Origin of the sequence: Paraburkholderia sp. HD33-4, from assembly GCF_021390635.1 — a bacterium.
GTDB lineage: Bacteria > Pseudomonadota > Gammaproteobacteria > Burkholderiales > Burkholderiaceae > Paraburkholderia.
The window spans coordinates 3,024,891-3,048,847 of sequence record NZ_JAJEJS010000001.1 but is presented as its reverse complement, the minus strand read 5'-3'; the positions used below and the strand labels follow the sequence as shown (position 1 = coordinate 3,048,847).

General features: G+C 62.1%; 31 protein-coding genes and 1 tRNA gene. 6 read left to right on the top strand and 26 right to left on the bottom strand.

Annotation, left to right across the window (positions count from 1 at the left end):
• The 7 genes from L0U84_RS13445 to L0U84_RS13415 all read right to left on the bottom strand — a co-directional run bounded on the left by L0U84_RS13445 (position 1) and on the right by L0U84_RS13415 (position 6,500).
• Complete coding sequence (locus tag L0U84_RS13445) at positions 1 to 738, bottom strand: energy transducer TonB (protein ID WP_233850474.1); 738 nt, start codon at positions 736 to 738, stop codon at positions 1 to 3.
• A gap of 342 nt (positions 739 to 1,080) precedes the next feature.
• Entirely contained in the window at positions 1,081 to 1,341 is a 261-nt protein-coding gene (locus tag L0U84_RS13440) for a (2Fe-2S)-binding protein (RefSeq protein WP_129962896.1), read from the bottom strand.
• Between the two features lie 171 nt (positions 1,342 to 1,512).
• The gene (murI, locus tag L0U84_RS13435; protein WP_233850471.1) at positions 1,513 to 2,400 is read right to left on the bottom strand and encodes a glutamate racemase; all 888 of its coding nucleotides are present in this window, start codon (positions 2,398 to 2,400) and stop codon (positions 1,513 to 1,515) included.
• Positions 2,401 to 2,566: 166 nt separating this feature from the next.
• Complete coding sequence (bfr, locus tag L0U84_RS13430) at positions 2,567 to 3,046, bottom strand: bacterioferritin (RefSeq protein ID WP_233850469.1); 480 nt, start codon at positions 3,044 to 3,046, stop codon at positions 2,567 to 2,569.
• Positions 3,047 to 3,245: 199 nt separating this feature from the next.
• On the bottom strand, positions 3,246 to 4,769 hold the full coding sequence (locus L0U84_RS13425; RefSeq protein WP_233850467.1) for a fumarate hydratase: 1,524 nt from the start codon (positions 4,767 to 4,769) through the stop codon (positions 3,246 to 3,248).
• 51 nt (positions 4,770 to 4,820) lie between these two features.
• Positions 4,821 to 5,432, bottom strand: a complete 612-nt coding sequence (locus tag L0U84_RS13420) for a TIGR00645 family protein (protein WP_442794001.1) — start codon at positions 5,430 to 5,432, stop codon at positions 4,821 to 4,823.
• A gap of 165 nt (positions 5,433 to 5,597) precedes the next feature.
• The gene (locus tag L0U84_RS13415; RefSeq protein WP_233850465.1) at positions 5,598 to 6,500 is read right to left on the bottom strand and encodes a DMT family transporter; all 903 of its coding nucleotides are present in this window, start codon (positions 6,498 to 6,500) and stop codon (positions 5,598 to 5,600) included.
• A 473-nt stretch (positions 6,501 to 6,973) separates the two neighbouring features.
• Here L0U84_RS13415 and acs point away from each other — a divergent pair, with 473 nt between their 5' ends.
• The 5 genes from acs (at position 6,974) to L0U84_RS13390 (ending at position 12,437) form a co-directional block, all read left to right on the top strand.
• Positions 6,974 to 8,956 carry an acetate--CoA ligase gene (gene acs, locus L0U84_RS13410; RefSeq protein ID WP_233850464.1) on the top strand — a complete coding sequence of 661 codons (1,983 nt, stop codon included), beginning with the start codon at positions 6,974 to 6,976 and terminating at the stop codon, positions 8,954 to 8,956.
• A 157-nt stretch (positions 8,957 to 9,113) separates the two neighbouring features.
• Positions 9,114 to 9,542: a DUF4212 domain-containing protein gene (locus L0U84_RS13405; RefSeq protein ID WP_233850463.1), complete on the top strand. Its 429-nt coding sequence runs from the start codon at positions 9,114 to 9,116 to the stop codon at positions 9,540 to 9,542.
• Positions 9,543 to 9,546: 4 nt separating this feature from the next.
• Positions 9,547 to 11,565 (top strand): sodium:solute symporter family protein, encoded by a 2,019-nt coding sequence (locus tag L0U84_RS13400; protein ID WP_233850462.1) that lies wholly within the window; start codon positions 9,547 to 9,549, stop codon positions 11,563 to 11,565.
• 69 nt (positions 11,566 to 11,634) lie between these two features.
• Positions 11,635 to 11,725 (top strand) — tRNA-Ser (locus tag L0U84_RS13395).
• Between the two features lie 85 nt (positions 11,726 to 11,810).
• A complete protein-coding gene (locus L0U84_RS13390; protein WP_233850461.1) occupies positions 11,811 to 12,437 on the top strand; it encodes a hypothetical protein in 627 nt (208 codons plus the stop codon).
• Between the two features lie 160 nt (positions 12,438 to 12,597).
• On the opposite strand, the gene L0U84_RS13385 is transcribed toward L0U84_RS13390, so the two are convergent.
• The 4 genes from L0U84_RS13385 to L0U84_RS13370 all read right to left on the bottom strand — a co-directional run bounded on the left by L0U84_RS13385 (position 12,598) and on the right by L0U84_RS13370 (position 13,968).
• Positions 12,598 to 12,840 (bottom strand): hypothetical protein, encoded by a 243-nt coding sequence (locus tag L0U84_RS13385; RefSeq protein ID WP_233850460.1) that lies wholly within the window; start codon positions 12,838 to 12,840, stop codon positions 12,598 to 12,600.
• Positions 12,841 to 13,084: 244 nt separating this feature from the next.
• Positions 13,085 to 13,375 carry a hypothetical protein gene (locus tag L0U84_RS13380; RefSeq protein ID WP_233850458.1) on the bottom strand — a complete coding sequence of 97 codons (291 nt, stop codon included), beginning with the start codon at positions 13,373 to 13,375 and terminating at the stop codon, positions 13,085 to 13,087.
• On the bottom strand, positions 13,376 to 13,591 hold the full coding sequence (locus L0U84_RS13375; RefSeq protein WP_233850457.1) for a hypothetical protein: 216 nt from the start codon (positions 13,589 to 13,591) through the stop codon (positions 13,376 to 13,378).
• Positions 13,592 to 13,728: 137 nt separating this feature from the next.
• Positions 13,729 to 13,968, bottom strand: coding sequence for a hypothetical protein (locus L0U84_RS13370; protein WP_233850456.1), 240 nt, complete (start codon positions 13,966 to 13,968; stop codon positions 13,729 to 13,731).
• Between the two features lie 148 nt (positions 13,969 to 14,116).
• Here L0U84_RS13370 and L0U84_RS13365 point away from each other — a divergent pair, with 148 nt between their 5' ends.
• Positions 14,117 to 14,386 (top strand): hypothetical protein, encoded by a 270-nt coding sequence (locus L0U84_RS13365; protein WP_233850455.1) that lies wholly within the window; start codon positions 14,117 to 14,119, stop codon positions 14,384 to 14,386.
• A 5-nt stretch (positions 14,387 to 14,391) separates the two neighbouring features.
• On the opposite strand, the gene L0U84_RS13360 is transcribed toward L0U84_RS13365, so the two are convergent.
• From L0U84_RS13360 to L0U84_RS13290, 15 genes are all read right to left on the bottom strand, one after another.
• Positions 14,392 to 14,580 (bottom strand): hypothetical protein, encoded by a 189-nt coding sequence (locus tag L0U84_RS13360; protein ID WP_233850454.1) that lies wholly within the window; start codon positions 14,578 to 14,580, stop codon positions 14,392 to 14,394.
• Between the two features lie 66 nt (positions 14,581 to 14,646).
• Entirely contained in the window at positions 14,647 to 14,877 is a 231-nt protein-coding gene (locus L0U84_RS13355; protein ID WP_233850453.1) for a hypothetical protein, read from the bottom strand.
• Positions 14,874 to 15,320 (bottom strand): hypothetical protein, encoded by a 447-nt coding sequence (locus L0U84_RS13350; protein ID WP_233850452.1) that lies wholly within the window; start codon positions 15,318 to 15,320, stop codon positions 14,874 to 14,876. Before L0U84_RS13350 ends, L0U84_RS13355 begins: the two co-directional genes overlap by 4 nt.
• Before the next feature lie 89 nt (positions 15,321 to 15,409).
• Positions 15,410 to 15,718 carry a hypothetical protein gene (locus tag L0U84_RS13345; RefSeq protein ID WP_233850451.1) on the bottom strand — a complete coding sequence of 103 codons (309 nt, stop codon included), beginning with the start codon at positions 15,716 to 15,718 and terminating at the stop codon, positions 15,410 to 15,412.
• An 11-nt stretch (positions 15,719 to 15,729) separates the two neighbouring features.
• On the bottom strand, positions 15,730 to 16,374 hold the full coding sequence (locus L0U84_RS13340) for a hypothetical protein (protein ID WP_233850450.1): 645 nt from the start codon (positions 16,372 to 16,374) through the stop codon (positions 15,730 to 15,732).
• 41 nt (positions 16,375 to 16,415) lie between these two features.
• Entirely contained in the window at positions 16,416 to 16,943 is a 528-nt protein-coding gene (locus L0U84_RS13335) for a hypothetical protein (protein ID WP_233850448.1), read from the bottom strand.
• 119 nt (positions 16,944 to 17,062) lie between these two features.
• Positions 17,063 to 17,224 (bottom strand): hypothetical protein, encoded by a 162-nt coding sequence (locus tag L0U84_RS13330; protein ID WP_233850446.1) that lies wholly within the window; start codon positions 17,222 to 17,224, stop codon positions 17,063 to 17,065.
• A gap of 5 nt (positions 17,225 to 17,229) precedes the next feature.
• Positions 17,230 to 17,784 carry a hypothetical protein gene (locus tag L0U84_RS13325; RefSeq protein ID WP_233850444.1) on the bottom strand — a complete coding sequence of 185 codons (555 nt, stop codon included), beginning with the start codon at positions 17,782 to 17,784 and terminating at the stop codon, positions 17,230 to 17,232.
• Positions 17,781 to 18,017 carry a hypothetical protein gene (locus tag L0U84_RS13320; protein ID WP_233850442.1) on the bottom strand — a complete coding sequence of 79 codons (237 nt, stop codon included), beginning with the start codon at positions 18,015 to 18,017 and terminating at the stop codon, positions 17,781 to 17,783. Before L0U84_RS13320 ends, L0U84_RS13325 begins: the two co-directional genes overlap by 4 nt.
• Entirely contained in the window at positions 18,014 to 18,352 is a 339-nt protein-coding gene (locus tag L0U84_RS13315; protein ID WP_233850440.1) for a hypothetical protein, read from the bottom strand. Before L0U84_RS13315 ends, L0U84_RS13320 begins: the two co-directional genes overlap by 4 nt.
• Entirely contained in the window at positions 18,349 to 18,774 is a 426-nt protein-coding gene (locus L0U84_RS13310) for a hypothetical protein (RefSeq protein ID WP_233850438.1), read from the bottom strand. Before L0U84_RS13310 ends, L0U84_RS13315 begins: the two co-directional genes overlap by 4 nt.
• 320 nt (positions 18,775 to 19,094) lie before the next feature.
• A complete protein-coding gene (locus tag L0U84_RS13305) occupies positions 19,095 to 19,298 on the bottom strand; it encodes a hypothetical protein (protein ID WP_233850437.1) in 204 nt (67 codons plus the stop codon).
• 261 nt (positions 19,299 to 19,559) lie between these two features.
• Positions 19,560 to 21,293 carry a hypothetical protein gene (locus tag L0U84_RS13300; RefSeq protein ID WP_233850436.1) on the bottom strand — a complete coding sequence of 578 codons (1,734 nt, stop codon included), beginning with the start codon at positions 21,291 to 21,293 and terminating at the stop codon, positions 19,560 to 19,562.
• Complete coding sequence (locus L0U84_RS13295) at positions 21,290 to 21,538, bottom strand: hypothetical protein (RefSeq protein ID WP_233850435.1); 249 nt, start codon at positions 21,536 to 21,538, stop codon at positions 21,290 to 21,292. Before L0U84_RS13295 ends, L0U84_RS13300 begins: the two co-directional genes overlap by 4 nt.
• 633 nt (positions 21,539 to 22,171) lie before the next feature.
• A complete protein-coding gene (locus tag L0U84_RS13290; RefSeq protein WP_233850434.1) occupies positions 22,172 to 23,467 on the bottom strand; it encodes a tyrosine-type recombinase/integrase in 1,296 nt (431 codons plus the stop codon).
• Positions 23,468 to 23,957 lie beyond the last annotated feature (490 nt).

Sequence of the window (23,957 nt, the reverse complement as noted above, 5' to 3'; positions counted from 1 at the left end):
TCAGTCGGTCAGATTGAAGTTGTAAGGCTGGGTGTATGCGGCCCTGACGGGCTCACCGTTCTCGAGATACGGCTTGCACGTGCTTGCGCGCACGGCGGCGACGGCGGCGTCGTCGAGACGGCTGAAGCCGCTGCTTTTTTTCAACTCGATGCTCTCGAGCTTGCCGGTCAGACCGACCACGAAGTGCACGTACGCGGTGCCCGATTCGCCACGGCGCCGCGACAGCGCCGGGTAGTCGGGCTGGGTGATATTGCAATCGAGGTGCGACACGTTTTTCGGCGCGCTGATCTCCATCGTCGGCTTGCCAGTCGCGGGTGCCGCCGCGGCGGGCGGCGTCGTCGGTGCGGCGGGCGCGGGTGGCGTCGGATCGGGTGCCGCGACCGGCGTCGGCGACGGCGCGGCGGCCTGCGGCAACGGAGTCGGCGTCGGCTTTGGCGTCGGCGCTGGCTTCGGCTGGACTTTCGGTTTCGTATGGACGGGCGGCGTCGGCTGGGGCGGCGGCGGTGCGATCGATTGCAGCGCGACCGGCGCGGCGAGCGGCGTGGGCGGCAGCAGTTCGGCGCTCATCACGTGCGATTCGAGTGCTACTGGCGGAGGCTCGTGGCGCAGCGTCATGATCACGGCGAGCAGCGCGACGTGAACCACGGCCACCATGGCAGTGGCCGTCAGTGCGCGGGAATTCGGTCGGGTGGACGACGCCAGCGGGGCGCCGGCGGAAACGGGATGCGGAGCCTGCATGGTCAGTGTGGCAGCGCGCTGCCACGGCGGCGCGTCGGACAGGGCATCGTCATGTTCGGAAAATCAGCAGCGAAATGAACAAAGTAGTCACGAAACCAATCAGCAATTCCATCTCGAACTCCTTTCCAAGGGGTGAGTGGGGTAGCTGGCTGGTACGAATACTGGCTTGCTGACGGCAGTGGGATAACGCAGTACGGCGCGCAGTACGGCGGACTGTACCGCGGTTGTGTTGCAGGCATGCTGGACATTCAATGCCGGTTCAAGCGTGGCATTAAATGTAAGTGAAACATAGGGCGCCGGGACGCGGAGGGCACGGCTCACGCCGTACCGCGCAAGCTGAACTCAGGCCGCCTTGCGCTCGTAGAACGTGACTTGCACGACCTCGGCGACGCTCTGCACCTGCTGATGCTCGACCATGCCGACACCGCAACGGCTCGCGCACACGCCGCTTTGCAGCATCACGTCGCGCACGGTTTCCTCGCATTTGCCGCAGCACGAGGCGACGCCGAGTTCAAACTGCAACTCGTCGAACGAGTCGATGCCGTCCGCAATCGAGGAGCGGATTGTTCGGTCGGAAACGGATTTGCAGACACAGACGATCATGGCGGGCGTCATAGCTAACGTTAATGCGAATTATTATCATTTTGTTTGGTCGGTTTGGCAAGCGTTCCGTGCGCTTTTTTGTAACAAAACCAGACGCTTAGAATGGATTTCGTCGGACGGAAGGGTGGCGCGGGCCGCCAGCGGGCGCGTCGTGCGCGTCGGCTGCCGCTTCTAGGCAGCCCGCGAATCCGGGGTGGCGGTGCGGGGAGACGGAATCAGCACCTGCTCGACCGCGGCTTCGATCTGCAGCAGCGTGGCGGCCAGTTGTTGCTGGTGGACGCCGTCGTCGGTGGAGTAGAAGCGCGGCAGCGGCGTGGCCCCGGCGCACGTGGCAGCGCGCAGGCCGTGCTGCTCGAGCACGCGTTCGAGCTGACGCGCGATCGCCACGCTCGTGTCGATCAGCGCGAGCCGCTCGCCGACGATGTCGCGGATCGCCGCATCGAGAAACGGGTAATGGGTGCAGCCGAGCACCAGCGTGTCGGCGCCCGCGTCGAGCATCGGTTCCAGATAGCTGCGCAGTAGGGCGCGTAGTTCGGCTGAACCGACGTCGCAGCGCTCGACCGCCTGCACGAGCCCGTGGCCGGGCTGGCACAGAAAGCGGCAATCGGTGGCGTAGCGTTCGAGCAGCCCCTGGAAGCGGGCGCTGCGCAGCGTCGCCTGGGTCGCCAGCACGCCGGCGACGCGGCTTTTCGATTGCAGTGCCGCGGGCTTGACGCCCGGTTCGACGCCGACGAGCGGAATTGGCAGCTTTTCGCGCACCAGCGCGATCGATTGCGCGGTCGCCGTATTGCACGCGACCACGAGCGCCTTCGCGCCCTGTGCGGCGAGCCATTCGCCGATGGCTAGCGTGCGGTCGGTGATGAAGTCGTCGTCGCGCTCGCCGTAGGGCGCGTACAGCGAATCGGCGACATACAGCAGTGTCTCGTCAGGCAGTTGCGCGCGCACCGCGCGCAGCACCGACAGTCCGCCGAGCCCCGAATCGAAAATACCGATAGGCGCCTGCGACGCGGCGCCAGCGGCAACACTGCGGATAGTCGGGGACGGCGAGGGGGCGGGCATAGGCGAAGAAAACGAGCGTGACGTGGCGGTCGGCGAAAAAGGGGCGAAGCCAGGGTGATGCGCGAGCAAGCGCGCAAGTATATCGCCCGCGCGCTGCGGTCCGGCGCGAATGCCTGCCGGGCAGGCGTCGTGCCGCCACCGCGCGGGATGTTTCAGCGTGCCTCGATCAGGACTCGACCGAGCCCATCGCGCTTTGCTGGTAGTTCTGGATACCGACCTTGTCGATCAGGTCGAGCTGGGTTTCGAGCCAGTCGATGTGCTCTTCGGTGTCGTCGAGAATCTTCGTGAAGATTTCGCGCGAGATGAAATCGCGCACCGATTCGCAGTAGGCAATCGCCTCCTTGCAGGTGCTTTGCGAAACCTGTTCGAGCTTCAGATCGCATTCGAGGATCTCTTTGGTTTCCTCACCGATCAGCAGCTTGTGCAGGTCCTGCAGATTCGGCAGGGCGTCGAGCATGAAAATGCGTTCGATCAGCAGATCCGCATGCTTCATTTCGCCGATCGACTCGTCGTACTCGTGCTTGCCGAGCTTCTCGAGGCCCCAATGGCCGTACATCCGCGCATGCAGGAAGTACTGGTTGATCGCGGTCAGCTCGTTCTTCAGCTGCGCGTTCAGATATTCGATGACTTTCTTGTCGCCTTGCATGTTATTTCCTTTTTCGGGGACCTTGAATTTCCAACAACAATAAACGCCTCACCCAAAAAAGCCAAGAAATCCGACACAACTTTTGGTCGGGTTGCTGGCTTCGCGCGCCGTCCTGTCCACGCATGACGCACGGCAATAAAAAAGCCGGGACCGCGGTCCCGGCTTTTCGACTGACCTGAGCGGCGTTAATCGCGACCCATCAAGCCGCGGCGACCGGAATCTTGCCGATCTTGGCTTGCCATTCCTTCGGGCCGGTCTGGTGCACGGAGGTGCCGGTCGAATCGACGGCGACCGTCACCGGCATATCCTGCACGTCGAACTCGTAGATCGCTTCCATGCCGAGGTCTTCGAACGCGAGCACCTTGGCGCTGCGGATCGCCTTCGACACGAGGTAGGCGGCGCCGCCGACGGCCATCAGGTAAGCAGCCTTGTGCTTCTTGATCGACTCGATCGCGACCGGGCCGCGCTCGGCCTTGCCGATCATCGAAATGAGGCCGGTTTGCGCGAGCATCGTCTCGGTGAACTTGTCCATCCGCGTCGCGGTGGTCGGGCCTGCCGGGCCGACCGCTTCGTCGCGCACCGGATCGACCGGGCCGACGTAGTAGATCACGCGGTTCGTGAAATCGACCGGCAGCTTCTCGCCCTTCGCGAGCATGTCGGCGATGCGCTTGTGCGCGGCATCGCGGCCGGTCAACATCTTGCCCGACAGCAGCAGCGTCTGGCCCGGCTTCCAGCCGGCCACTTCTTCCGGCGTCAGCGTGTTCAGGTCGACGCGCTTGCTGGTTTCCGTGTTCGGTTCCCAGTGCACCTTCGGCCACGCGTCGAGCGACGGTGCTTCGAGCTTGGCGACGCCCGAGCCGTCGAGCGTGAAGTGAGCGTGGCGCGTCGCCGCGCAGTTCGGGATGATCGCGATCGGCTTGGACGCGGCGTGCGTCGGCGCGGCCATGATCTTCACATCGAGCACGGTCGACAGACCGCCGAGACCCTGGGCGCCGATACCAAGCGCGTTGACCTTCTCGTGCAGTTCGACGCGCAGCTCTTCGATCCAGTCCTGCGGACCGCGTGCGATCACGTCCTGAATGTCGATCGGGTCCATCAGCGATTCCTTCGCCATCACCATCGCTTTCTCAGCGGTGCCGCCGATGCCGATGCCGAGCATGCCCGGCGGGCACCAGCCCGCGCCCATCGTCGGCACGGTCTTCAGGATCCAGTCGACGATCGAATCCGACGGGTTCAGCATCGCGAACTTCGACTTGTTCTCCGAGCCGCCGCCCTTGGCCGCGACCTGCACGTCGACGGTGTTGCCCGGCACGATCTCGTAGTGGATCACGGCCGGCGTGTTGTCCTTGGTGTTCTTGCGCGCGCCTTCGGGCGGGCTCACGATCGATGCGCGCAGCACGTTGTCCGGGTTCAGGTAACCGCGGCGCACGCCTTCGTTGATCATGTCGGTGACGCTCATCGTGGCGCCGTCCCAGCGCACGTCCATGCCGACCTTCACGAACACCGTGACGATGCCGGTGTCCTGGCAGATCGGGCGCTTGCCTTCGGCGCACATGCGGCTGTTGGTCAGGATCTGCGCGATCGCGTCCTTCGCTGCGGGGCTCTGTTCGAGCTCGTACGCGCGGCCGAGCGCTTCGATGTAGTCGAGCGGATGGTAGTAGCTGATGTGCTGCAGCGAATCAGCGATGCTCTGAATCAGGTCTTCCTGTTTGATGACGGTCATGGCTAGCTCAGTGGGGAGTGGCGCTTGTTGTCGGATCGCAGCGCGGTGCGGTCAGTCTTGCGCCTTCATGGGAGTGGAAACCTTGATGCCGCCCACGGCGTGCAGCGCCGCGGGCTCTTCGAAATGTTTGGGCTGCGAGTGCGTGGTGAGGCGGTCGACCGCCGCCATCACGAGCGCCGACACGAGGAACGCGACGTGGATGATCACCTGCCACATGATCGTGTGCGTCGTGTTCTGGTCGGGGCTGATGAAGGTCTTCAGCAGATGGATCGACGAGATGCTGATCAGCGCCATCGACAGCTTCACTTTCAGCACGCCGGCGTTCACGTGATCGAGCCATTCCGGCTCGTCCGGATGTCCGTCGAGGCCGAGGCGCGACACGAACGTTTCATACCCGCCGATGATCACCATGATCAGCAGGTTCGAGATCATCACCACGTCGATCAGGCCTAGCACGACGAGCATGATGCTGGTTTCGTCGAGCCGCATCGCGTCCGTGACCAGATGCCAGACTTCCTTCAGGAACAGTACGACGTAGACCGCCTGCGCGACGATCAGCCCGAGATACAGCGGCACCTGCAGCCAACGGCTCATGAAAATGAGGTGGGGCAGCGCGCGCATCGGGCGGCGCGAAGGGGCGGAGGCGGGTCGCGGAGCGGACATAGGCAACGGTCAGATGAAGCGCGGGTGACGGAACACGGGGCCAGGCGCCCACGGTGGTGCGGGGTGCGGCCATCGAAGGGTCGCGAGACTCGCGTCAGGCGCGCTATTGTACAGCGTCGCTCGATTCTGCTGCTTTGCGGCGGGCAGCCTGCCGCCGCACCGGACTTACGATGCGACCGGCGGCACGTTGCGCGCCTTCAGGCTCGCGAGGCCGATGCCGGCGATCACGCAGGCGAGCGCGATGCCGTGCGCGAGCGTGGGCCGCTCGCCGAGGAACACCATGCCGTAAAGCGCCGCAGCGACCGGCAGCACCGCGCTGAACACGCCGGCGAGACTGCCCGGCACGTGACGGATGCCTTTCATCCACAGCCAGAACGAGAAGATGCTGGCAGACAGCCCGTACCACAGCACCAGCATCCAGACGCTCGACGGCACCGCGCGATAGTCGAAATGCGCGAGCGCGCCGGCACCGAGCGGCAGCATCAGCAGCAGGCCGAACAGGTGCGTGTACGCGCAGATGTCGATCGGCGCGAGCGTTTGCGTGAGACGGCGCGACAGGATCACATAGATCGATTCGCAGCATACGGCGCCGAGCACCATCAGGTTGCCCGCGAGCGAGCCGGTGCCGACCGTCGCATCTGCGCCCGCTTCGGCGTGCGCGACATTGATGACGACGACGCCGACGATCGCCAGCACGATCGACGCGAGCGAGCGGCCATCCGGCCGCTCCTTCAGGATCAGCCACGACAGCAGCGCGACGACCGCCGGGATCGTGCTCGTGATCACGCCGGCCGCGACCGCGCTCGTGCGGGCGACGCCGTTGAGCATCAGCAATGTGAAGCCGAAGGTGCCGAATAGCGCCTGCAAAAACAGGTTGATCCATTCATCGCGTTTGACGCGGCGCAGTTTGGCAACGCGCAACAGCGGCCATAGCACGGCCATCGCGATCACGAATCGCAGCAGCGCGAACAGCGGGACGGGGACGAAGGCGACGATCGATTTGCCGATTCCGACATTGCTGCCGACCAGCAGCATCGAGGTAATGAGAAGCAGGGCGTAGCGATTCAAGCTGGAATCCGGACGGCTAGTTCAGTTAGCATTGTAAGAGGCCGTGCGACAGAGCGTAAGGGTATGAAAGCTTGCGCACGAGCGGTGCGTCGAGTCGCCATCAGCGGTATGCGATGTGCTGCGAGTGAACGTAAAACGTTCGATAGCACGGGCGATCTTTTCCGCGCGCGTCTCGTCTGATCAACGCGTAAGCGCGTCAATGGCTCGCGCGCTCTAAGGGTTTTCGCTTGCAGATCAACACGATGCGCGTAAGTGGCCGGTAAGTTGCAGCGCTTATGGTTAGGCCTTAACGCGGGATGAGATCGAGCAGGGCGCCCGCATGCACGGATGTTGCGATGCCGCACGCACACGCGTTTGTCGGCATGGCGAGGTGGGAGACAGCGCCGCTCGCGGCGGCTCGAACAGGATAAGGCCCGCGCGCGACCCGCGCCGGTACAGGTTTTACGTTTTTCATCTTCACCAAGGGGTTGTCGATGTCTGCGATTGAATCGGTTCTTCAGGAACACCGCGTTTTTCCGCCCTCCGCTGACACTGCGAAGGGTGCCACGATCTCCGGCATGGATGCGTACCGGGCGCTCGCCGCCGAGGCGGAGCGCGACTACGAAGGCTTCTGGGGGCGTCTCGCGAAGGAGACGCTGAGTTGGCACAAGCCGTTCACGAAGGTGCTGGACGAATCGAAGGCGCCGTTCTACACGTGGTTCGAAGATGGCCAGCTGAACGCGTCGTATAACAGCCTCGACCGTCACGTCGAGGCCGGCAACGGCGAGCGCGTCGCGATCGTGTTCGAAGCCGACGACGGCACCGTCACAAACGTCACCTATCAGGACCTGCTGCAACGCGTATCGCGCTTCGCGAATGCGCTGAAAAAACGCGGCGTGAAGAAGGGCGACCCGGTCGTCATCTACATGCCGATGTCGATCGAGGGCATCGTCGCGATGCAGGCGTGCGCGCGGATCGGCGCGACGCACTCGGTCGTGTTCGGCGGCTTCTCGTCGAAGTCGCTCAACGAGCGGCTGGTCGATGTCGGCGCGGTCGCGCTGATCACGTCCGACGAACAGATGCGCGGCGGCAAGGCACTGCCGCTGAAGAACATCGCCGACGAAGCGCTCGCGCTCGGCGGCTGCGAGAAGGTCAAGAGCGTGGTCGTGTACCAGCGCACCGGCGGCAAGGTCGCGTGGGATGCGGGACGCGACCTGTGGATGCACGAACTCACGCAGGGCGAGTCGGACCAGTGCGCGCCCGAATGGGTCGACGCCGAGCATCCGCTTTTCATCCTCTACACGTCGGGCTCGACCGGCAAGCCGAAGGGCGTGCAGCACAGCACCGGCGGCTATCTGCTGTGGGCCGCGCAAACGCTGAAGTGGACCTTCGACTGGCGGCCGTCCGACGTGTTCTGGTGCACCGCCGACATCGGCTGGATCACGGGTCATAGCTACATCACCTACGGACCGCTGACGCTCGGCGGCACTCAGGTCGTGTTCGAAGGCGTGCCGACCTATCCGGACGCAGGGCGCTTCTGGCAGATGATCGCGAAGCACAAGGTCACGCTGTTCTATACGGCGCCTACGGCGATCCGCTCGCTGATCAAGGTGTCCGAGGCCGACGCGAAAGTGCATCCGAAGAGCTACGACCTGTCGACGTTGCGCATCATCGGCACGGTCGGCGAGCCGATCAATCCGGAAGCGTGGGTGTGGTACTACGAGAACGTCGGCGGCGGCCGCTGCCCGATCGTCGATACATGGTGGCAGACCGAGACCGGCGGTCACATGATTGCGCCGATGCCGGGCGCGACGCCGCTCGTGCCGGGGTCGTGCACGCTGCCGCTGCCGGGCATCATGGCCGCGGTCGTCGACGAAACCGGGCAGGACGTGCCGAACGGGCAGGGCGGCATTCTGGTGGTCAAGCGTCCGTGGCCGGCGATGCTGCGCAACGTGTGGGGCGATCCTGACCGCTATAAGAAGAGCTACTTCCCCGAAGAACTCGGCGGCAAGCTGTACCTCGCCGGCGACGGCGCGGTGCGCGACAAGGAGACCGGCTACTTCACGATCATGGGCCGCATCGATGACGTGCTGAACGTATCGGGCCATCGTCTCGGCACGATGGAGATCGAGTCGGCGCTGGTCGCCAATCCGCTCGTCGCGGAAGCCGCGGTGGTGGGTCGCCCCGATGCGACGACCGGCGAGGCGGTATGCGCGTTCGTCGTGCTGAAGGGCGCGCGTCCGCAAGGCGAAGAGGCCGCCAAGCTCGCGAACGAACTGCGCAACTGGGTCGGCAAGGAGATCGGTCCGATCGCGAAGCCGAAGGACATCCGCTTCGGTGAGAACCTGCCGAAAACACGTTCGGGCAAGATCATGCGTCGACTGTTGCGCTCGCTCGCGAAGGGCGAGGAGATCACCCAGGACGTGTCGACGCTGGAGAACCCGGCGATTCTCGACCAGCTCGGCGAGTCGATTTAAAGCGTTGTAAGCGGGGCTGCGCGGATGGCGGCGGTGTGTCGATCGACACGCTTGCAGGCGTCTTGCGCAGCCCCGTCGTTCGAGCGGATGGCTGACATCACGGTGTTGCGCGGACAATCCCAATTGCCTCGCCGATGCCTTTTTGATACATAGGCGCATGGCCGCGCCGCACCGATCCTCCCATGCCACGTTGAACCCCGCGCCCGAACCGCCACCGGTCTCGGCGGCGATGGCGCTCGCGCATCGCAGGTACTGGCGTTTCAACCTCGTGCTGATTGCGGCGCTGATGACCCTCGGCTTCTTCGTCTCCTTCGTCTTGCCGTTGCTGGCGCCCGCGCTCGCGCAGGTGCGGGTCGGCGGCTTCAGTCTGCCGTTCTACTTCGGCGCGCAAGGCGCGATCCTGATCTACCTCGCGTTGATCGTCGTCTATATCGTGCTGATGCAGCGCGCCGATCGTCAGTTGCAGCGCGCGTTCGAAGCGGATTCGCAGCGCGATGCCGCAAGCGGTCCCGCCGCGGTTTCCACCAGCGGCGCGAACGACGACGTCAAGATCGGCACAGACGCGCCGGCCGCGCGCGGACGCTGAGCCGATGAAGCTCACGCATCGGCTGATCCGCTCGTACGCGCTCTATACGCTCGGCTTTCTGCTGTTCATCTACGTGATGTGGCGCATCGAGCGCAGCACCGGTCCCGGTGTGTGGATCGGCTATGTGTTCCTGTTCGTGCCGATCGCGGTGTATGCGGTGATCGGCGTGCTGTCGCGCACTTCCGATCTGGTCGAATACTACGTGGCGGGGCGGCGCGTGCCGTCGGCGTTCAACGGCATGGCGACCGCGGCCGACTGGCTGTCGGCCGCGTCGTTCATCGGTCTGGCGGGTTCGATCTACGCGACCGGCTACGACGGCCTCGCGTACCTGATGGGCTGGACCGGCGGCTACTGCCTCGTCGCGTTCCTGCTCGCGCCGTATGTGCGCAAGCTCGCGCGCTACACGATTCCCGACTTTCTCGGCACGCGCTATTCGAGCAATGCGGTGCGTGGCCTCGCGGCGCTCTCCGCGATCCTGTGCTCGTTCGTCTATCTGGTCGCGCAAATCCAGGGCGTCGGGCTGATCGCGACACGTTTCATCGGTGTCGATTTCGCGGTCGGCATTTTCTGCGGACTGGCGGGCATTCTGGTGTGCTCGTTTCTCGGTGGGATGCGTGCCGTCACGTGGACCCAGGTCGCGCAGTACATCATCCTGATCCTGGCGATGCTGATACCGGTGTCGATGATCGCGCACAAGGACGGCCTCGGCTGGGTGCCGCAGTTCAGCTACGGACGTTTGATGGAGCGCATGGAAGGGCTCGAGAAACAGGTGCGCGACGCGCCGCTCGAGGAGCGTGTGCGCGACGACTATCGACGCCGTGCCGAGCTGATGCAACTGCGGCTCGATACGCTGCCGCAATCGTTCATCGACGAGAAGCACCGGCTCACGCAAGAGGTCGGCGATCTGCGCCGCCATAACGGTCCGCTGCGCGAGATCAAGGAGCGCGAGCGCGCGCTCGAACAGTTTCCACGCGACGCCGCCGCCGCGCAGATCGTCTGGAGCCAGCAGCGCGACGACATGCTGATGCGCGCGACCGCGCCGGTGCCGATGCACGAGCCGTTTCCTGCTGTCGGCGATGAAGACCGGAGCACGCATGCACGTAACTTTCTGTCGCTGCTGCTGTGCCTGTCGCTTGGTACGGCGAGCCTGCCGCATATCCTGACGCGCTATAACACGACGACTTCGGTGGCGTCGGCGCGCCGCTCGGTCGGCTGGACGCTCTTTTTCGTTGCGCTGTTCTATCTGACGGTGCCGGTGCTTGCGGTGCTGATCAAGTACGAGATGCTGTCGAATCTGGTCGGCCATCATTTTGCCGATCTGCCGCAATGGCTGATGCAATGGCGCAAGGTCGAACCGAGCCTGATCAGCCTCGCCGATACGAACGGGGACGGCATTGTGCGCTGGAGCGAGATCCAGATGCAGCCTGATATGGTCGTGCTCGCGGCACCCGAGATCGCAGGGCTGCCGTACGTGATGTCGGGCTTGATCGCGGCGGGGGCGCTGGCGGCGGCGCTATCGACCGCGGATGGTCTGCTGCTGACGATCGCCAATGCGTTGTCGCACGACGTGTACTACCACATGGTCGATCCGAACGCGTCGAGCCAGCGGCGCGTGACCATCTCGAAGATTCTGCTGCTGGGTGTCGCGCTGTTCGCGTCGTACGTGGCGTCGCTGAATACGGGGAATATTCTGTTTCTGGTCGGGGCGGCGTTTTCGCTGGCGGCGTCGAGTCTGTTTCCGGCGCTCGTGCTCGGCGTGTTCTGGAAACGCACGACGCGGCTCGGCGCGGTGGCGGGGATGATCGCGGGGCTCGTCGTGTGCATCTACTACATCGTGTCGACGTATCCGTTCTTCACGCAGATGACGGGCTTCACGGGCGCGCGCTGGTTCGGCATCGAGCCGATCAGCTCGGGCGTGTTCGGCGTGCCGGCGGGGTTTCTCGTGGCGATCGGGGTGAGTTTGATCGATCGCAAGGCGGATGCTTATACGATCGCGCTGGTCGACTATATCCGGCATCCGTAGGCGGTTTGCGGGTGGCTTTGGCGGGGGTGTAGCGCACGGCGCGAAGTTTGCTATAATTCGACTCCCGCCGGAGAGATGGATGAGCGGTTTAAGTCGCACGCCTGGAAAGCGTGTATAGGTTAATAGCCTATCGGGGGTTCGAATCCCCCTCTCTCCGCCAGGACATTAATGAATACGGGCCTCTCGGCCCGTTTTTCGTTTCTACCCACACCGCTACCCACACGTAGCGCGCCCGCATGCGAATTATGGACACTGGCAACGTCTCTGCCGTCATCTCTGCTGCAGCGGGCATCACCGGTGTGTTGCTTGGCAACTCGTTCGCTGCCGTCAAGGAGTGGCTGGTAAGTCGGTCCAAGCGTCGCAAGGACACGGCATACCTCGCGATCATCGTCGTCTCCCATCTCGACCGGTTCGCCAATGGCTGCTTCCATGTCGCGCTTGATGACGGTACCGAGGAGTACGGCCCTGCCGGTGACAATGGCGAAGAGTACGCGCCGACAACAAAACCGCCTAAGTTTCAGCCGCTGGACATCGACGTCGAATGGAAGGTGCTGCAGCGCGACCTCATGTACGCGATCCTGCAACTTCCCGACCAACGCGAGCAAATCGAGAACAGGCTCGCGGGTATCGCACTTTACGACGACGACTACCCTTACCACACGGAGTATTTCTGGGCCAGAAGACGCGACTACGCCGAACTGGGGCTCCTCGCTTCAGATCTGGCGCGCCGACTTCGCAAGCTTGCTGGCATGCCATTCGAAGAGCCGAAGCCGGGCGAGTGGTGCCGGGACGAAGAATTGCGGAACGTGATAAAGAAGATCGACGACGCGCGAGATGCTTATGAACGTCGCATCGCCGAGAACCGGGCCTAGTCCTTTCGCTACGCCGTTACGCGACTAGCCGAGCTTCCCGTCTGCGTTGTGCCATCAACTCCTCGCCGCAAAACATCGTATGCACTTCGAGGATCGCGCGTGGCGTCGGCGTGCGACATGCAACCGCGATCAAGTTGGTTCGAAGGTATCAGGCTGATTTTTAGGTGTTTGGCGACGTCAGGACCGTAACCGTTCCGTCCTCAACCAACTTGATGAAGGCGGCCTCCGTGAAGCCCTTCTTCGAGGCGCTGAACTCGGAGATATAGAAGCCCATCGCACGCAGCTTGTCTCGTATCCTCTTTTGCTCACCTTGTGAACCGGCGTCCCGAAGTTCAACCAACAGCGTTCTAATGATGGCGGCCTCGTGCCGCGTAAAGGTACTCTTCCTCTCACCCATGGTCATGACCTCATCGCGTAGGAAATACGCACCAGATAGGCGACCGTCGACTCATTGGGCTCGCGCTGGAGCAGAGGCATGCCGTCGAAGCCGTACTGCTAGGCATCACTCCATTCTTGTTGCACGGCACAGCCGGAGAGTCGCCGCTGAGTGCGTTGTCTGCGAAGAGCATCATAGATCGGGTTTTCCGGGCGCGACTCGGCAAAGAGACTTCGCGGGGGGCAAATGAAAAGCCCCGATCGGGGCGGGGCTATTCGCTCTTGCGGGTGAAGTAGGCACCCAGGACGAGGGTAACAATCGGTGGGAAAGCTTCTCTCACGAAGTCGAAAATTTCCTTGGCCGCAGCATTGTCGATGTAATCGCTCTTTGCGATATAGAGCAGACAAGCCATCAAGAAAAGGCTGGCAAGACCGGCGAGAACCCATCGGGCGAGATAGATTTTCTCTTTTTCGATGTCAAAGTTCTTCACGGACCCGGAACTGAACCCAGCATCACCGGCTTCAGTCAGATCCAGCGATTTCTCCACGCCGGGCGTTCCCATTTACACGCCAATTAATTTGGCGACAACAGCCATTTTCCCGTCTGCCTGATCCTGTATTACCCCAAGACTTCGTCCCTTGCTCGCCTCTTCGTTTGACACCTTCACTAGCGACAGAATGCGCCGCATAGCCTCCGTTTTGGTCACGCCTTCGCGTTCCGCGAATCTTTCGATTTGCGTAACCACTTCATCCGATACGTTTAACGTCAGTTTTGCCATGATTATGCCTCCTCAGGACTGGCGGTTTGGCACCAAAAGCGCACCAAATTCGCACCTGTGAGGTAACTATAGCACTCCAATTGAGGTTGTTGGGATTCCCAAAACGTCGGTAGCTGCTTGTCCGATGCCCGAGTTCGTCAAAACCGCTTCAGGTGCCTCTGGCAGGCTCGCAATAGCTCGTTCGTGCTTCTGATATGCAGCCTCCCGTGAGCCCGCAGACCGTGCACAAGGCGTTTTGCGATGATGCAGCCTCCGGCGGCGAGCACACCGGCCATGCGCTTGTCGACGTAGAAGCAGAAGCGATACGCCGCCTCGTGTGGTTCCTCTTGGCCGCCATCGTCTACCACGTCCTGCTCCACGATCACTGCCCAGTTCATGGGCCACTCCTGCGCCGGCCAAGTCGCGTTTGAAAGGCGTTACAATTGGGGGCGGACCGTCACAGAAACGAAGATCAAATCGAAAGCCTTGGCCATCCAAGCCAGTACGCTCTGGGAATTTTCTCGAATGATTGACGCGGGGTAGTCAATGAAAAAGGCGCTCTTGACGATATACGTCCCCCTGATCGCGGTGATGCTCGCGATGGCATTTGGCCCGCCGTGGTTAGATCGCGCGATTTTCATGACGTTCGCCGCCTGCTTGTTCGCTTGGATTGTCGTCGGCGTCGTGACTGTGTTGATCATCGGAATCAAGGATTTTCGCGAAGGGCGCGTGACCCTCGCTGATCTCTTGGTCGGAATTCTTTTTGGATGGATCGCGGCGCCGCTTCTCGTGCGCGAGCTTCTGAGTAAGCGTTGACCAGATCAACAAGCGCTCGCAGCGCCCTTGGCTGCGGTCTTTTCCCTCTTGGCCGCCATCGTCCGGAGGCGAGCCTCTCTGATCCGTCGGGCTCGGTCGTTAATCTTCTGCAGCACGGCATCGCGCTCCGCCTGCTCACGCTTGCCGGCTTCGATCTGCTGCATCATCAGTTTCACGAATACGGTCCAGTCCACGGCGGCTCCTATGCTGGCCAAGTCGCGTTTGAAACGCGGGTTGGAAAATCCGATTTCAAATCCGATTTACCTCGACACGGCAACGCTCAGTTGAAACTCCAACTCGACCAGTCGCCACGTCGGCGAAACCTCACGTTCCAGCAACGCAGCATCCCTCTGCCTGAGCCGGTGCGCGCGCTCCCTGTCCGCCGTCGGTAGTTCATCGGCAATGCAGACCCGCGCCTTCCAGATCGTCTCCAGCGCGGCCCGCGTCTCAGCCAGTTCGGCCAGCAACAGCCTGCGTTTGTCGTCGGTCATTTGTCGTCCTGGCCTAGCGCTACACCTCGCGCCACGATATGCGAAGTCGAAACGACTCTTGCGCGAGCCGTCACGATTTCAAGCTCATCCGCTTCCAAGACAATCAGGGCGATGTCCTGCTTTCGAACACGGGCTTCCGCGAGCAGCGGCTGCCCGGGTTTCCTGTGTCCGTTGAGAGTAGGGAAGCTCTCGGCGATTTCACGATCGAGCGACCAACACAGTCCGCGTATGTTGGTCTCGTAGCCACCCCGGTAGATCGTGACGACATCCGGCAACCGGTCGTAAAGCCCTTGAGCTTCATCCGACCACATCTCGCGATCGGGCCGGCCGTCGAGCCACTCACCGAACGGCGTTTCACGGATTGCGTCGTCGTCGGCCGCCGTAATGCCGTTCATCCTGTGCCATATGCTCGTGAGCAGGTACAGCCATTTGTCACGATCCATGTACGGCCATCGGTCAATCAAAAATCGTAGGCAATTGGAGGCGTCGCAGGTCGTGTGCAATTCCCTGTGCACGTCGTCAAAGGCGAGACTCATTTTGCTGACGGATACAGCTTTTTCGCCGCGTGGCCCATCGGCGACTCGGTGCGCGTCGTGCCGCCTGCGGGCTTGGGTTTGGCCTTCAGGCTGCCGTTGGGCTTGCCGCCGTCCGTTCTCTGCTTGCCCGCGGCGTTCGACTTGCCGTTCTCGTGCGGACCCTGCTTCGTCGCAGTGTTGCCGACGATTGGCGCGGCCGGTTTCTTCGCCATCAATCGGCTGTAAGTGTGCGAGTCCTCGCCGGGCTCGCCCGGTTGAATGCCCGCTGGTGCTTTGCCGACGTTGTTCAATGTGCCACGTGTCATGGTGAAACTCCTTAGGTTTTCGCCTTGCTCGCGAGATAGCGGATCACGCTCGGGTCGTTGCCCAAGCCGGTCCTGTTCAAGAAATCCTTCAGGCCGGGATACTTTGTCGACGCTTGCGCAACGACTGCTCTCGCAGCCGCCACGGTCGTATCAGCGTTATCGCCCAGGGCCGCCATGGCCCCAGCCTGATTCGTCGTGACGGGCTGCTTAAGGGCGGCCATGCCTGCGCTCCACAGCGCCCCCGCGGCGCTGACGCCGATGCCGGCATGAACGAATGCAGCGAGCGCTTGTTCGCGCTCTGCCGGATAGGGCGTGATGCCGTCGGGATATCGGCTCGTCGCAGCGTTCAAATCCGTCGTGCTGGTGGCTGCGGGCTCAGTGTCCCGAATGTCACGCAGCGCGCTTTCGATGCGATCGCGCTTGTCGATCACGGGCTGCTCCACGCGAGTGTCGATGGCATCGTGCAGACCTTCGTCGACGTCGGAACCTCCATCCCCATGCACGTAGTTCCCGACTCCGAGTTCGCGGTCGTGGGCATCGAAGTCGAATGATTCCGGGGCTTGCGTAGCGGCGGCTGGCGCTGCTGTTGCGGGCGCAACGGTCACGGGCGCCACCGCCGGCGCAGGCGTCGCGAGCGGACTGATCGTCGCGCCCACGCCCGAGCTGCTCGATGGATACAGGGCAGCAAGGGCATCCATTACGCGGCCTCCTGGTGCCGTTCTTCGGCCTGCTCAAGCGCCATCGCGTATTGCATGTCACGCTGGCCGCGGATCGAGGTCAAGAGTGCGTTTTGATGACCTGCAACGACCGCCAGCGGGTCGGCCTGCGGCAGCAGCGAAAGCCCGTTCGAACTGAGTCCCTGAAGCACCGCCGCGTCCCAGCCGGTCGCGCGGAACAGTGCACCGATGGCAGCGTGCCCGATCGCCTCGTGATTCCAGATCAACGCCAGGGACTCGGTGGGGTGCATCCCGCGCGCGACAGAGGCTTGCGCCTCGTCATACGTGCGTTGCAGTGCTACCAGCGTCTCGCCGAGTTCGCGGATCAGGGTGTCCGCTTTCTGGCCGAGGGCAACCCGCGGCACCAGAATGGCTTCAACCGCGGCGCTATGTGCGCGCGATGCCTCCGCGGCTTCCTTCAGTCGACGCAACTCCCGATCGGATTGCGTTGCTTGCTCGGCGACTTCAGCCTCAGCGATCTGGACCTTCGCGAATGCGATTTCGTCCATGAGCTGCGCGCGGCGCGTCGACGCGGTTTTGTCGCCACCGGCAGCGCGGCTATGAGCCGCGACGGCCTCGCGTTGGAGCTTCTGGAGGTCGGCACGAAGTTGTTCGAGTGTCGGAGTGGTCATTGCGCGTCTCCTGCAACGGGTTGCAACGCCTCGATGGCTGCTGCGGCGGCATTGAAGAATTCCCGCTCGGCGGCCTGGCGCTCAGTGAGTTGATGGGACTGCGTCTCGTACATGTTTTCGAGCACGGCGAGCGCGTGTTGAAGGCGGGGGATTTCCATGGTGCTTATTCCTCGTCGTTGGGGTTCGTGACAGCGTCGGTCAGGGTCCGTGACACCCACACCCATACGCGCGCGCCGTCGATGCGACGTTGCGTTTTCTCGTAGCCAAGGCGGCCCATGGCCTCGGCCAGTTCCATTTCGTCGCCTCGGCCGATGTGTTCCGCGTCCATATGCAGCGCGCCAGTGAGAAGCGTCGCGGTCGTCAGCACGGCTTCGGGGTTCGATTCGATGTAGGCGCAAATGTCCGCATCGATGGCGGGCGCGGCTTCGACTTCGGGCAGATCGTCGACAACCATCTCGACGTGGTCATGGCGATCCGGATCGTCGTCCGGATGAAGGCCGGCGACACCGGGGCGCAAACCAAGGCCCTCGTCGACGTCGGCACCCTGGATTGATCGGGACGGCTTGTACCAGCCCGAGCCAGCGTTGACGTTTTCCACTACGGTGCGGCGCGTTGGATCGGCAGCACTACGCGCGGACTCTTCGGCAGCAACGGCGGATTGGTCAGCGCGGAAGCCCTTGCCAAAGATCGCCTGCATAGCGATGTCGTCGGGGGTCATGTGTCTCTCCAGTAAGGTGATTCATCGAAAAAAGCTTCGCGGGCGCGGCGTTCTTCGGCGTGTCGGATGGTCATCGCGTCGAGCATCTTCTGGCGCTCCAGATCGCGATGCAGCTTCGCGCGCAGGTTGCGTTCGTCCCGCTCCAGGCGCTCCTGTTCGGCGCGAGCCGCGGCGGGCCTGACTGGCGTTGTCCGTGCGGCAAGCTCGGCTTCGAGCCGTTCGAGTTCGGTCATTGCTGACCTCTCCGAAGGGCTGCAATGCGCGCACGCAGCTCGTCGTCTGTCATCTGTTCGATCGGCTCATCGGGACGCGCGGCGGCTGCTTGTGGATGCTGTGCGAGGCAGGCCATCACGCGAGCACGTGCGCTTTGTATGCGATCCCACAGCGCGGCATCTGCGGCGTTGCTCGGACGTGTCGACGGATCCAGCAGCGTGAGCGATTGGGCCTCGCCACGCAGGTGACGTTTGCGTGCAGCTTCGATCGCAGCGGCAAGGCTGAACACGGGCGCACGGGCCGTCTCTAGGGCGCGCCGGGCCATCTCCAGATCGAGTGCGGTCAGATCGTTCACGCGACGCCCCTCATCGCATCCACGCGCGGCGGGACAGTCTGTCCGGACGTCTCATAGGCGTGGATCAGCGCGTCGATGGTCTTCGATCGCTTCACGAACGCTTGCGTCTCGCGCAGCAGGGCAATCATCTTGCGGGCAGTTTCGACGCTCACACCACCGACGGCAGCCCAGCGTGCAATGTCCGATGCGATATTCGCAGGATCGCCGTCAGCGCTGACTCCAGGCACGCGGGTCGGTTGCGATTCCAAATGGCCCAAAAGGCGCACCAGGAACGCACTGTCCCCCGACTTGGCTTGCTCAAGTGCGACCCGCAACAGATCGTTGAAGTTGTCACGAACGGTCTGACGCGCCATGAGGTACGGGTCCTCGCTGTCGCGGATCGGGTTGCCCGCCGGGTCGCGCGGAAGTCGTGGTCGCGCCATGTCAATCTCCGAACAAATGCGTCGTAATAAGGTTATGTTACAGCATAAAATTCGAATTCCAATGATTTACGCGCAATAAAAGGCGAGTTATTAGGGGATTGTTTCGAGCCCATGCGAGCGCGCGGGCAGTGGGTAGGAACGTGGGTAGGGGCGGGCAGCCGGCCGGAAACCAGCTCCAGATAAGGCTGTGCGGCGGAGCGTGCGTCCGCCTGAGGATGGCTCTACCGACGCTTCGGGGGCACGGCAAGCAGCCCGTCAATCATTTCGAGTCGCTCCTGTAGTGCGCCGAGCAGTTCGTCGCGTTGACTGTTCACGTTCATTCAGTTTTCCATCTTCAGCATGAGCGTCATCATCGCCGCGATGCGCAGCACATCCCGCGTCGATTCCGGCATCTCGTCGCCCGATCTCGCGAGCTCGGCAATGATGTTCTTGACCAGCACGTTCGCGTCGGACCGAAGCCCCTCCTGACGCGCCTTGAGAGCGGCGTTCGAAGCGATATTCATTTCTTCTTCAGCGGTCGCCATTTCGTACTCCTTACTGTGAGCTGTTGAATTGGCAGATTTTGGTGTGCGTCTCGACTCATAGGGGGATCAGGGGGATAAGGGGGATGTTTAACCCCACCCTACCTAAACTGGCAACACGCATTCACCCTCTGACACTTTCTCGCGTAGGAGTTTGAAGTATCCCCCTGATCCCCCTAAAAATTCATAAACGCCTTTTCTGCATTGGGTTTGCGCTTAGGGGGATGGGTCAAACTATCCCCCTTTGATCCCCCTTTGATCCCCCTATGTCAGCTCGACAATCCAAGACGAACCGTTTGAACCGTCTTCCGACGCGCACACGAGACGCTTTCCTCGGGCCTGGACATTCCGGTTTTTACGAAGCCAGTACGGCAGCGCTTTCACGCCATCCTTGCTGTTGGATTCCAGTGCATAACGCATCTCCTTAACGCGTTCGTCGACTGAATGCACGGAAACAGCTTCGCGAACGTCTTTCACTTTCCACGTTGCGCGACCCGTACATTTTTCGTGAACGAGCACCTGCCACTCGTACAGCGCATCGAGCATGTCGCCGATCTTTTCGAGGTACGGATCGTTTTCCAGCAAGCCTTTTTGAGACTCGACAGGGTTCGGCATGCCAAGCCACGTAAGCAGATTGACAACTCGTCTCGACCATTGCCCGAAACTTCCGAGCGGCTTATCGCCGGTCACGTTAGGGTAGCCGGCCTGGGCGTGAGCCCGGAGCATCGTGAACACGGCTTCCAATATATCGACTCGGTTCTCGCGTATATAGGCAAGTAGGTCTGCGCGAAGGAATTTTCGGTCCTTCCCGCCGCGCAAACTTGCGTCCATATACGAGACCACCGTACGCCGCACCATGTCCGCGCTAATCGTCAGATTCGCCCCGCTTGTCATCCAGAAAGCTGACGTCTCGATCGTGCGCTGCACCTGAGTACCGAAGATCCGAACAGTGGCCGACGGAGACGTGAGCGCCATACAGAGGTTGTCGCCCGTGATCGCACGTGACGCGTTATCCAGCGTGACAACCGGCGAGCCCGACAGGATCACGGAATCGACGCGTTTCTCGAACTCCTCCTGATTGTGCCCGGGGCTGACAACGGCTCCCATGCCGCCCGTAGCAATCATTGACACTGCGAACGCCTGCAGCGACTTGCCTTCGCCGAATGTAGGCGCGGAGAACCCATGCAGGGGTGCCGCGTCGAGCGTAGGACGAATTACCGCAGTAAGGATCGCGGATAGCATTGATGACAGCGACACCTCGCTATCGAATGCAAAGTCGTTGAGGGTGGTCACGATGAGCCGCATCATTGCGCCGTAGGCATCCGTGCGCGTAGGACGGGCCGGCACCCTGAGCCGTGACCAGTCCTCATCAGAACTCAGATACAGGTTCGAGTCGCGGTCGTAGCCGGCGGCCCCATGAATCGAACCATCATCCCGAATGATCGGACACTGGGTGATCCCCGTTAGCAAAGGAAACTCCGCCATTTCCGGACCGATCGCGATAAGCGACTGAGCCACCTTGTCCGGAATGTCGGTCGGAACCCAACTATTGGTGCGGCTGTCGAGCTTGTACATCGTCGCAACGCGCGAGGCATCCGCAATGATCGCCGGCACGGTCGGTTCCTGAATCGACACACTGCCCTTGAACTTCCGGACCGGAGCGTCGACGTCGTCATCGTCTTCACGCAGCGACAGTCGTACGAGGCCGCCACCACGGGAAAAGTAGATACCTCCGCCGTTCGCCAGTGCCTGGGCGAGGCCGCGTGTTACCCGTGCGCGCTCACCTTGCGCAAAGATAATCACGGCTCTACCGTCTTTCCCGTGCGTCGGAGGTTCTACGATTTCTGCCTTCCTGCGCTTCGTTTTCGCCGGCGTCGAATGTGACTCGGCCGTCACCAGTTCAGTGCGTAACTTCTCAGCATGGAGCATCGGCTCATCGTCGTATAGGTAGTCTCGCGGGAAGTCATCCGGCGGAGGCATCATCATGTCGTCAGTCATGCGGCCTCCGCAAACTCGGGCATCAGGAACAGGCATCGAAAGGCATGATCGGACACCAGCCCAAAGAGCCACCATTTGCGCTCTAGCTCGACCAGATCGATTGCATGGCCATGTTTGACCATCCACGCGGCCCAATCGTCAAGATCGAGCCCCGCCTTGCGCGCGGCTAGGCCAGCACGCATGCGAGATTCGAAGCCGTTGTCCGGCGTGTTCTTCAGTGCCCGGAGTGCGTTATCAAGGGTCATGATGCAAACCCCCGAACGATCAGAGCGCTGAGCACACGCACGAACTCAAGGCACACAATCCCGCCGCCAGCGGCGATCAAGCTCCCGCCTACCGCACGGATAAATTTAGTTGTGCTTATCTCAACACAGCCGCCGAAATTTCTAGGCAGCTTGATGCTACAATTACCAGGTAGTTTGTTGTTCCGGGTTGCACGGGAAGGGCGCTTGTCAGGGGCGCCCTTTTTATTTGTCGGTGCCGATCCCGACAGATCCACAGGCAGACGTGCGCTCACAGTGCCGCCGCCTTTCGCGCGATATACGCGTCCAATTCAACAGAATCGAATACGCGGCAACGCGGTGACAGGAGAACGCCCCGAGGAAAATCCGGGTCATCTTTCCATAGCAGCCAAAACCCACTCGCTGAACGGCCAATGTGCTTTGCAGCTTGCTTAGGCCGCAGCCATGCGTGATTGATACTCATCTTGTTAATCTCCCAACGTTATTTATTCATCAGCTCTCCTTTAAGGCCCGCTAAGGCCCTCTGTTTCAACATACTGTGATGCTCCGCGGTGCTTACTGTAGTAACGTGGAGAAAGTATAAATCAGCAAAACTCCAGGCGGGAACTCGTCGGCGGACACAGGAAAAATGCGCTTTCAGGCGGCCGATTTGCGGATCGGGGTGACTGCTGCCGCGCGAGTCGTTTCGGCACAGAAGCGAGCCCACTCGTTCATCAGTCGACGACGCTTCTCGAACAGGTCACCGCGGCGATACGCGGCCTCCACCTTGTTGCCGATCGCGTGCGCGAGCGCCATTTCGACGACCTCGCTCGCGTAGCTCGTGCGCTCGGCCGCCCAATCGCGGAACGTCGACCGGAACCCGTGCGGCACAACTGCGGCATTCTGCTGCTTCGGATCGCGCCACGTCGGCGGCTCACTGTCTGCATTCATGCGCTTGATGACGGACGCCAGCGTCATGTCAGAGAGTGGTTTCGTCCCCGTAGAAAAGACCAGCGGCCCCGTTTTCGTCTTGCTCATCCGCTCGACGATCGTCGCGGCGCGCGGCGAGAGCGGCACCGCGTGCTCAGCCTTCATCTTCATGCGCGCGGCCGGCACTGTCCAAACCTTCGCCTCTAGGTCGAACTCCTCCCAGGTGGCGCCGCGCACTTCGCCGGAACGCGCAGCCGTCAGGATCTGGAACTCGAGCGCGAGCGCTGCGAGACCTTCCCTGGCGCGTAACTCGCTCATGAATGCGCCGGCTTGGGTGAATGGGAGGGCCGGCATAGGGCGCACTGCGCGCACCTTCTCGCGCGACGGCAGGAGTGCTTCCAGATGCCCGCGCCAGCGTGCCGGGTTCTCGCCGCGGCGGAATCCGCGCACGGTCGCCCAGTCGAGGACGTTCTCAAGACGGCCGCGCACGCGGCTGGCGGTTTCGGGCTTCTCTGTCCAGATTGCTTCGAGCGCGCGCAGCACGAGCCCCGTGTCGACGTCCTGGACTGCGAGCGAGCCGAACACCGGATTGGCATAGGTCTCGATGGTGTTCGTCCACTGGGAGGCGTGCTTGGCGTTCTTCCAGCCGGGCGAGTGCGCTTCGATGTAGGCCTTCGCGCACGCCGCGAACGTCATCGACGTGGCGACCCTGAGGGCCGCATCGCGCTGCTCCTGATCCTTCTTCGACCTCCGGGCCTCGATCGGGTCAATCCCATCGAGCAACTGCCGCCGGCAGTCGGCCGCCTTCTCGCGTGCTTCCGACAGGCTCAGGGCATTGAGCGAGCCCAGGCCCATCTCGCGCGATCGTCCGTGCAGCTTGAACCGGAAGATCCACGACTTCGAAAGACTCGGCGAGACTTGCAGATAAAGGCCACCGCCGTCCCCGTAATAGCCCGGCTCCTTGAGCTTCGTGACGCTGACTGCCGCCAGCTTGTGAATTCCCTTACCCGCTTTGGACGCCATAATCTACCCTCACTTTTACCCCCACCTATTCGCTAGATTCTATTAGACGAACTGGGGTAAATCAAGGCGACGATCCCCTGAAACTCCCGTCTGGCATGGGGAGTTCAAGGTGAAGCTAGATTAACTTGGAGTACAGTTTGGCGGACCCTCTCTCCGCCAGAAAAGATCGCCAAAAACCCCGTAAGTTCAAAGGCTTACGGGGTTTTTGTTTTTGGGCCCGATCAATTGGCCCATCTTCGTCGTTCGCCCATTATGTCCACAAGCGAGCGAAAACAAGCTGGACATGGTTGACGCGGCGAAGAGCCTGGCGAGAAACCCGTGAGGCATCGTTGATCAATTCAGTGTCCTCGTGCACGGCCTTGCTTCCTTGGTGACTGCCTTTGCCGGCTCATGTACACCGCTGCAATTGCCTGCGGTTGAATTAGCGATTCTGCAGCCCGACAATTGGTGATGTCTGAATGCTCGCGGCATCAGAATCCCGCGAGCCAAC

What these genes read in the sequence shown, in the direction of transcription:
- L0U84_RS13295 (WP_233850435.1), bottom strand. Translation starts at nt 21,538, where the DNA reads ATGACCCTTGATAACGCACTCCGGGCACTGAAGAACACGCCGGACAAC.
- L0U84_RS13320 (WP_233850442.1), bottom strand. Translation starts at nt 18,017, where the DNA reads ATGACCGAACTCGAACGGCTCGAAGCCGAGCTTGCCGCACGGACAACG.
- L0U84_RS13445 (WP_233850474.1), bottom strand. Translation starts at nt 738, where the DNA reads ATGCAGGCTCCGCATCCCGTTTCCGCCGGCGCCCCGCTGGCGTCGTCC.
- acs (WP_233850464.1), top strand. Translation starts at nt 6,974, where the DNA reads ATGTCTGCGATTGAATCGGTTCTTCAGGAACACCGCGTTTTTCCGCCC.
- L0U84_RS13290 (WP_233850434.1), bottom strand. Translation starts at nt 23,467, where the DNA reads ATGGCGTCCAAAGCGGGTAAGGGAATTCACAAGCTGGCGGCAGTCAGC.
- L0U84_RS13380 (WP_233850458.1), bottom strand. Translation starts at nt 13,375, where the DNA reads ATGGGAACGCCCGGCGTGGAGAAATCGCTGGATCTGACTGAAGCCGGT.
- L0U84_RS13310 (WP_233850438.1), bottom strand. Translation starts at nt 18,774, where the DNA reads ATGGCGCGACCACGACTTCCGCGCGACCCGGCGGGCAACCCGATCCGC.
- L0U84_RS13335 (WP_233850448.1), bottom strand. Translation starts at nt 16,943, where the DNA reads ATGGACGAAATCGCATTCGCGAAGGTCCAGATCGCTGAGGCTGAAGTC.
- L0U84_RS13330 (WP_233850446.1), bottom strand. Translation starts at nt 17,224, where the DNA reads ATGGAAATCCCCCGCCTTCAACACGCGCTCGCCGTGCTCGAAAACATG.
- L0U84_RS13385 (WP_233850460.1), bottom strand. Translation starts at nt 12,840, where the DNA reads ATGACCATGGGTGAGAGGAAGAGTACCTTTACGCGGCACGAGGCCGCC.
- L0U84_RS13350 (WP_233850452.1), bottom strand. Translation starts at nt 15,320, where the DNA reads ATGGATCGTGACAAATGGCTGTACCTGCTCACGAGCATATGGCACAGG.
- bfr (WP_233850469.1), bottom strand. Translation starts at nt 3,046, where the DNA reads ATGCAAGGCGACAAGAAAGTCATCGAATATCTGAACGCGCAGCTGAAG.
- L0U84_RS13325 (WP_233850444.1), bottom strand. Translation starts at nt 17,784, where the DNA reads ATGACCCCCGACGACATCGCTATGCAGGCGATCTTTGGCAAGGGCTTC.
- L0U84_RS13345 (WP_233850451.1), bottom strand. Translation starts at nt 15,718, where the DNA reads ATGACACGTGGCACATTGAACAACGTCGGCAAAGCACCAGCGGGCATT.
- L0U84_RS13370 (WP_233850456.1), bottom strand. Translation starts at nt 13,968, where the DNA reads ATGAACTGGGCAGTGATCGTGGAGCAGGACGTGGTAGACGATGGCGGC.
- L0U84_RS13420 (WP_442794001.1), bottom strand. Translation starts at nt 5,432, where the DNA reads ATGTCCGCTCCGCGACCCGCCTCCGCCCCTTCGCGCCGCCCGATGCGC.
- L0U84_RS13405 (WP_233850463.1), top strand. Translation starts at nt 9,114, where the DNA reads ATGGCCGCGCCGCACCGATCCTCCCATGCCACGTTGAACCCCGCGCCC.
- L0U84_RS13425 (WP_233850467.1), bottom strand. Translation starts at nt 4,769, where the DNA reads ATGACCGTCATCAAACAGGAAGACCTGATTCAGAGCATCGCTGATTCG.
- L0U84_RS13305 (WP_233850437.1), bottom strand. Translation starts at nt 19,298, where the DNA reads ATGGCGACCGCTGAAGAAGAAATGAATATCGCTTCGAACGCCGCTCTC.
- L0U84_RS13365 (WP_233850455.1), top strand. Translation starts at nt 14,117, where the DNA reads ATGAAAAAGGCGCTCTTGACGATATACGTCCCCCTGATCGCGGTGATG.
- L0U84_RS13300 (WP_233850436.1), bottom strand. Translation starts at nt 21,293, where the DNA reads ATGACTGACGACATGATGATGCCTCCGCCGGATGACTTCCCGCGAGAC.
- L0U84_RS13440 (WP_129962896.1), bottom strand. Translation starts at nt 1,341, where the DNA reads ATGATCGTCTGTGTCTGCAAATCCGTTTCCGACCGAACAATCCGCTCC.
- murI (WP_233850471.1), bottom strand. Translation starts at nt 2,400, where the DNA reads ATGCCCGCCCCCTCGCCGTCCCCGACTATCCGCAGTGTTGCCGCTGGC.
- L0U84_RS13400 (WP_233850462.1), top strand. Translation starts at nt 9,547, where the DNA reads ATGAAGCTCACGCATCGGCTGATCCGCTCGTACGCGCTCTATACGCTC.
- L0U84_RS13375 (WP_233850457.1), bottom strand. Translation starts at nt 13,591, where the DNA reads ATGGCAAAACTGACGTTAAACGTATCGGATGAAGTGGTTACGCAAATC.
- L0U84_RS13390 (WP_233850461.1), top strand. Translation starts at nt 11,811, where the DNA reads ATGGACACTGGCAACGTCTCTGCCGTCATCTCTGCTGCAGCGGGCATC.
- L0U84_RS13355 (WP_233850453.1), bottom strand. Translation starts at nt 14,877, where the DNA reads ATGACCGACGACAAACGCAGGCTGTTGCTGGCCGAACTGGCTGAGACG.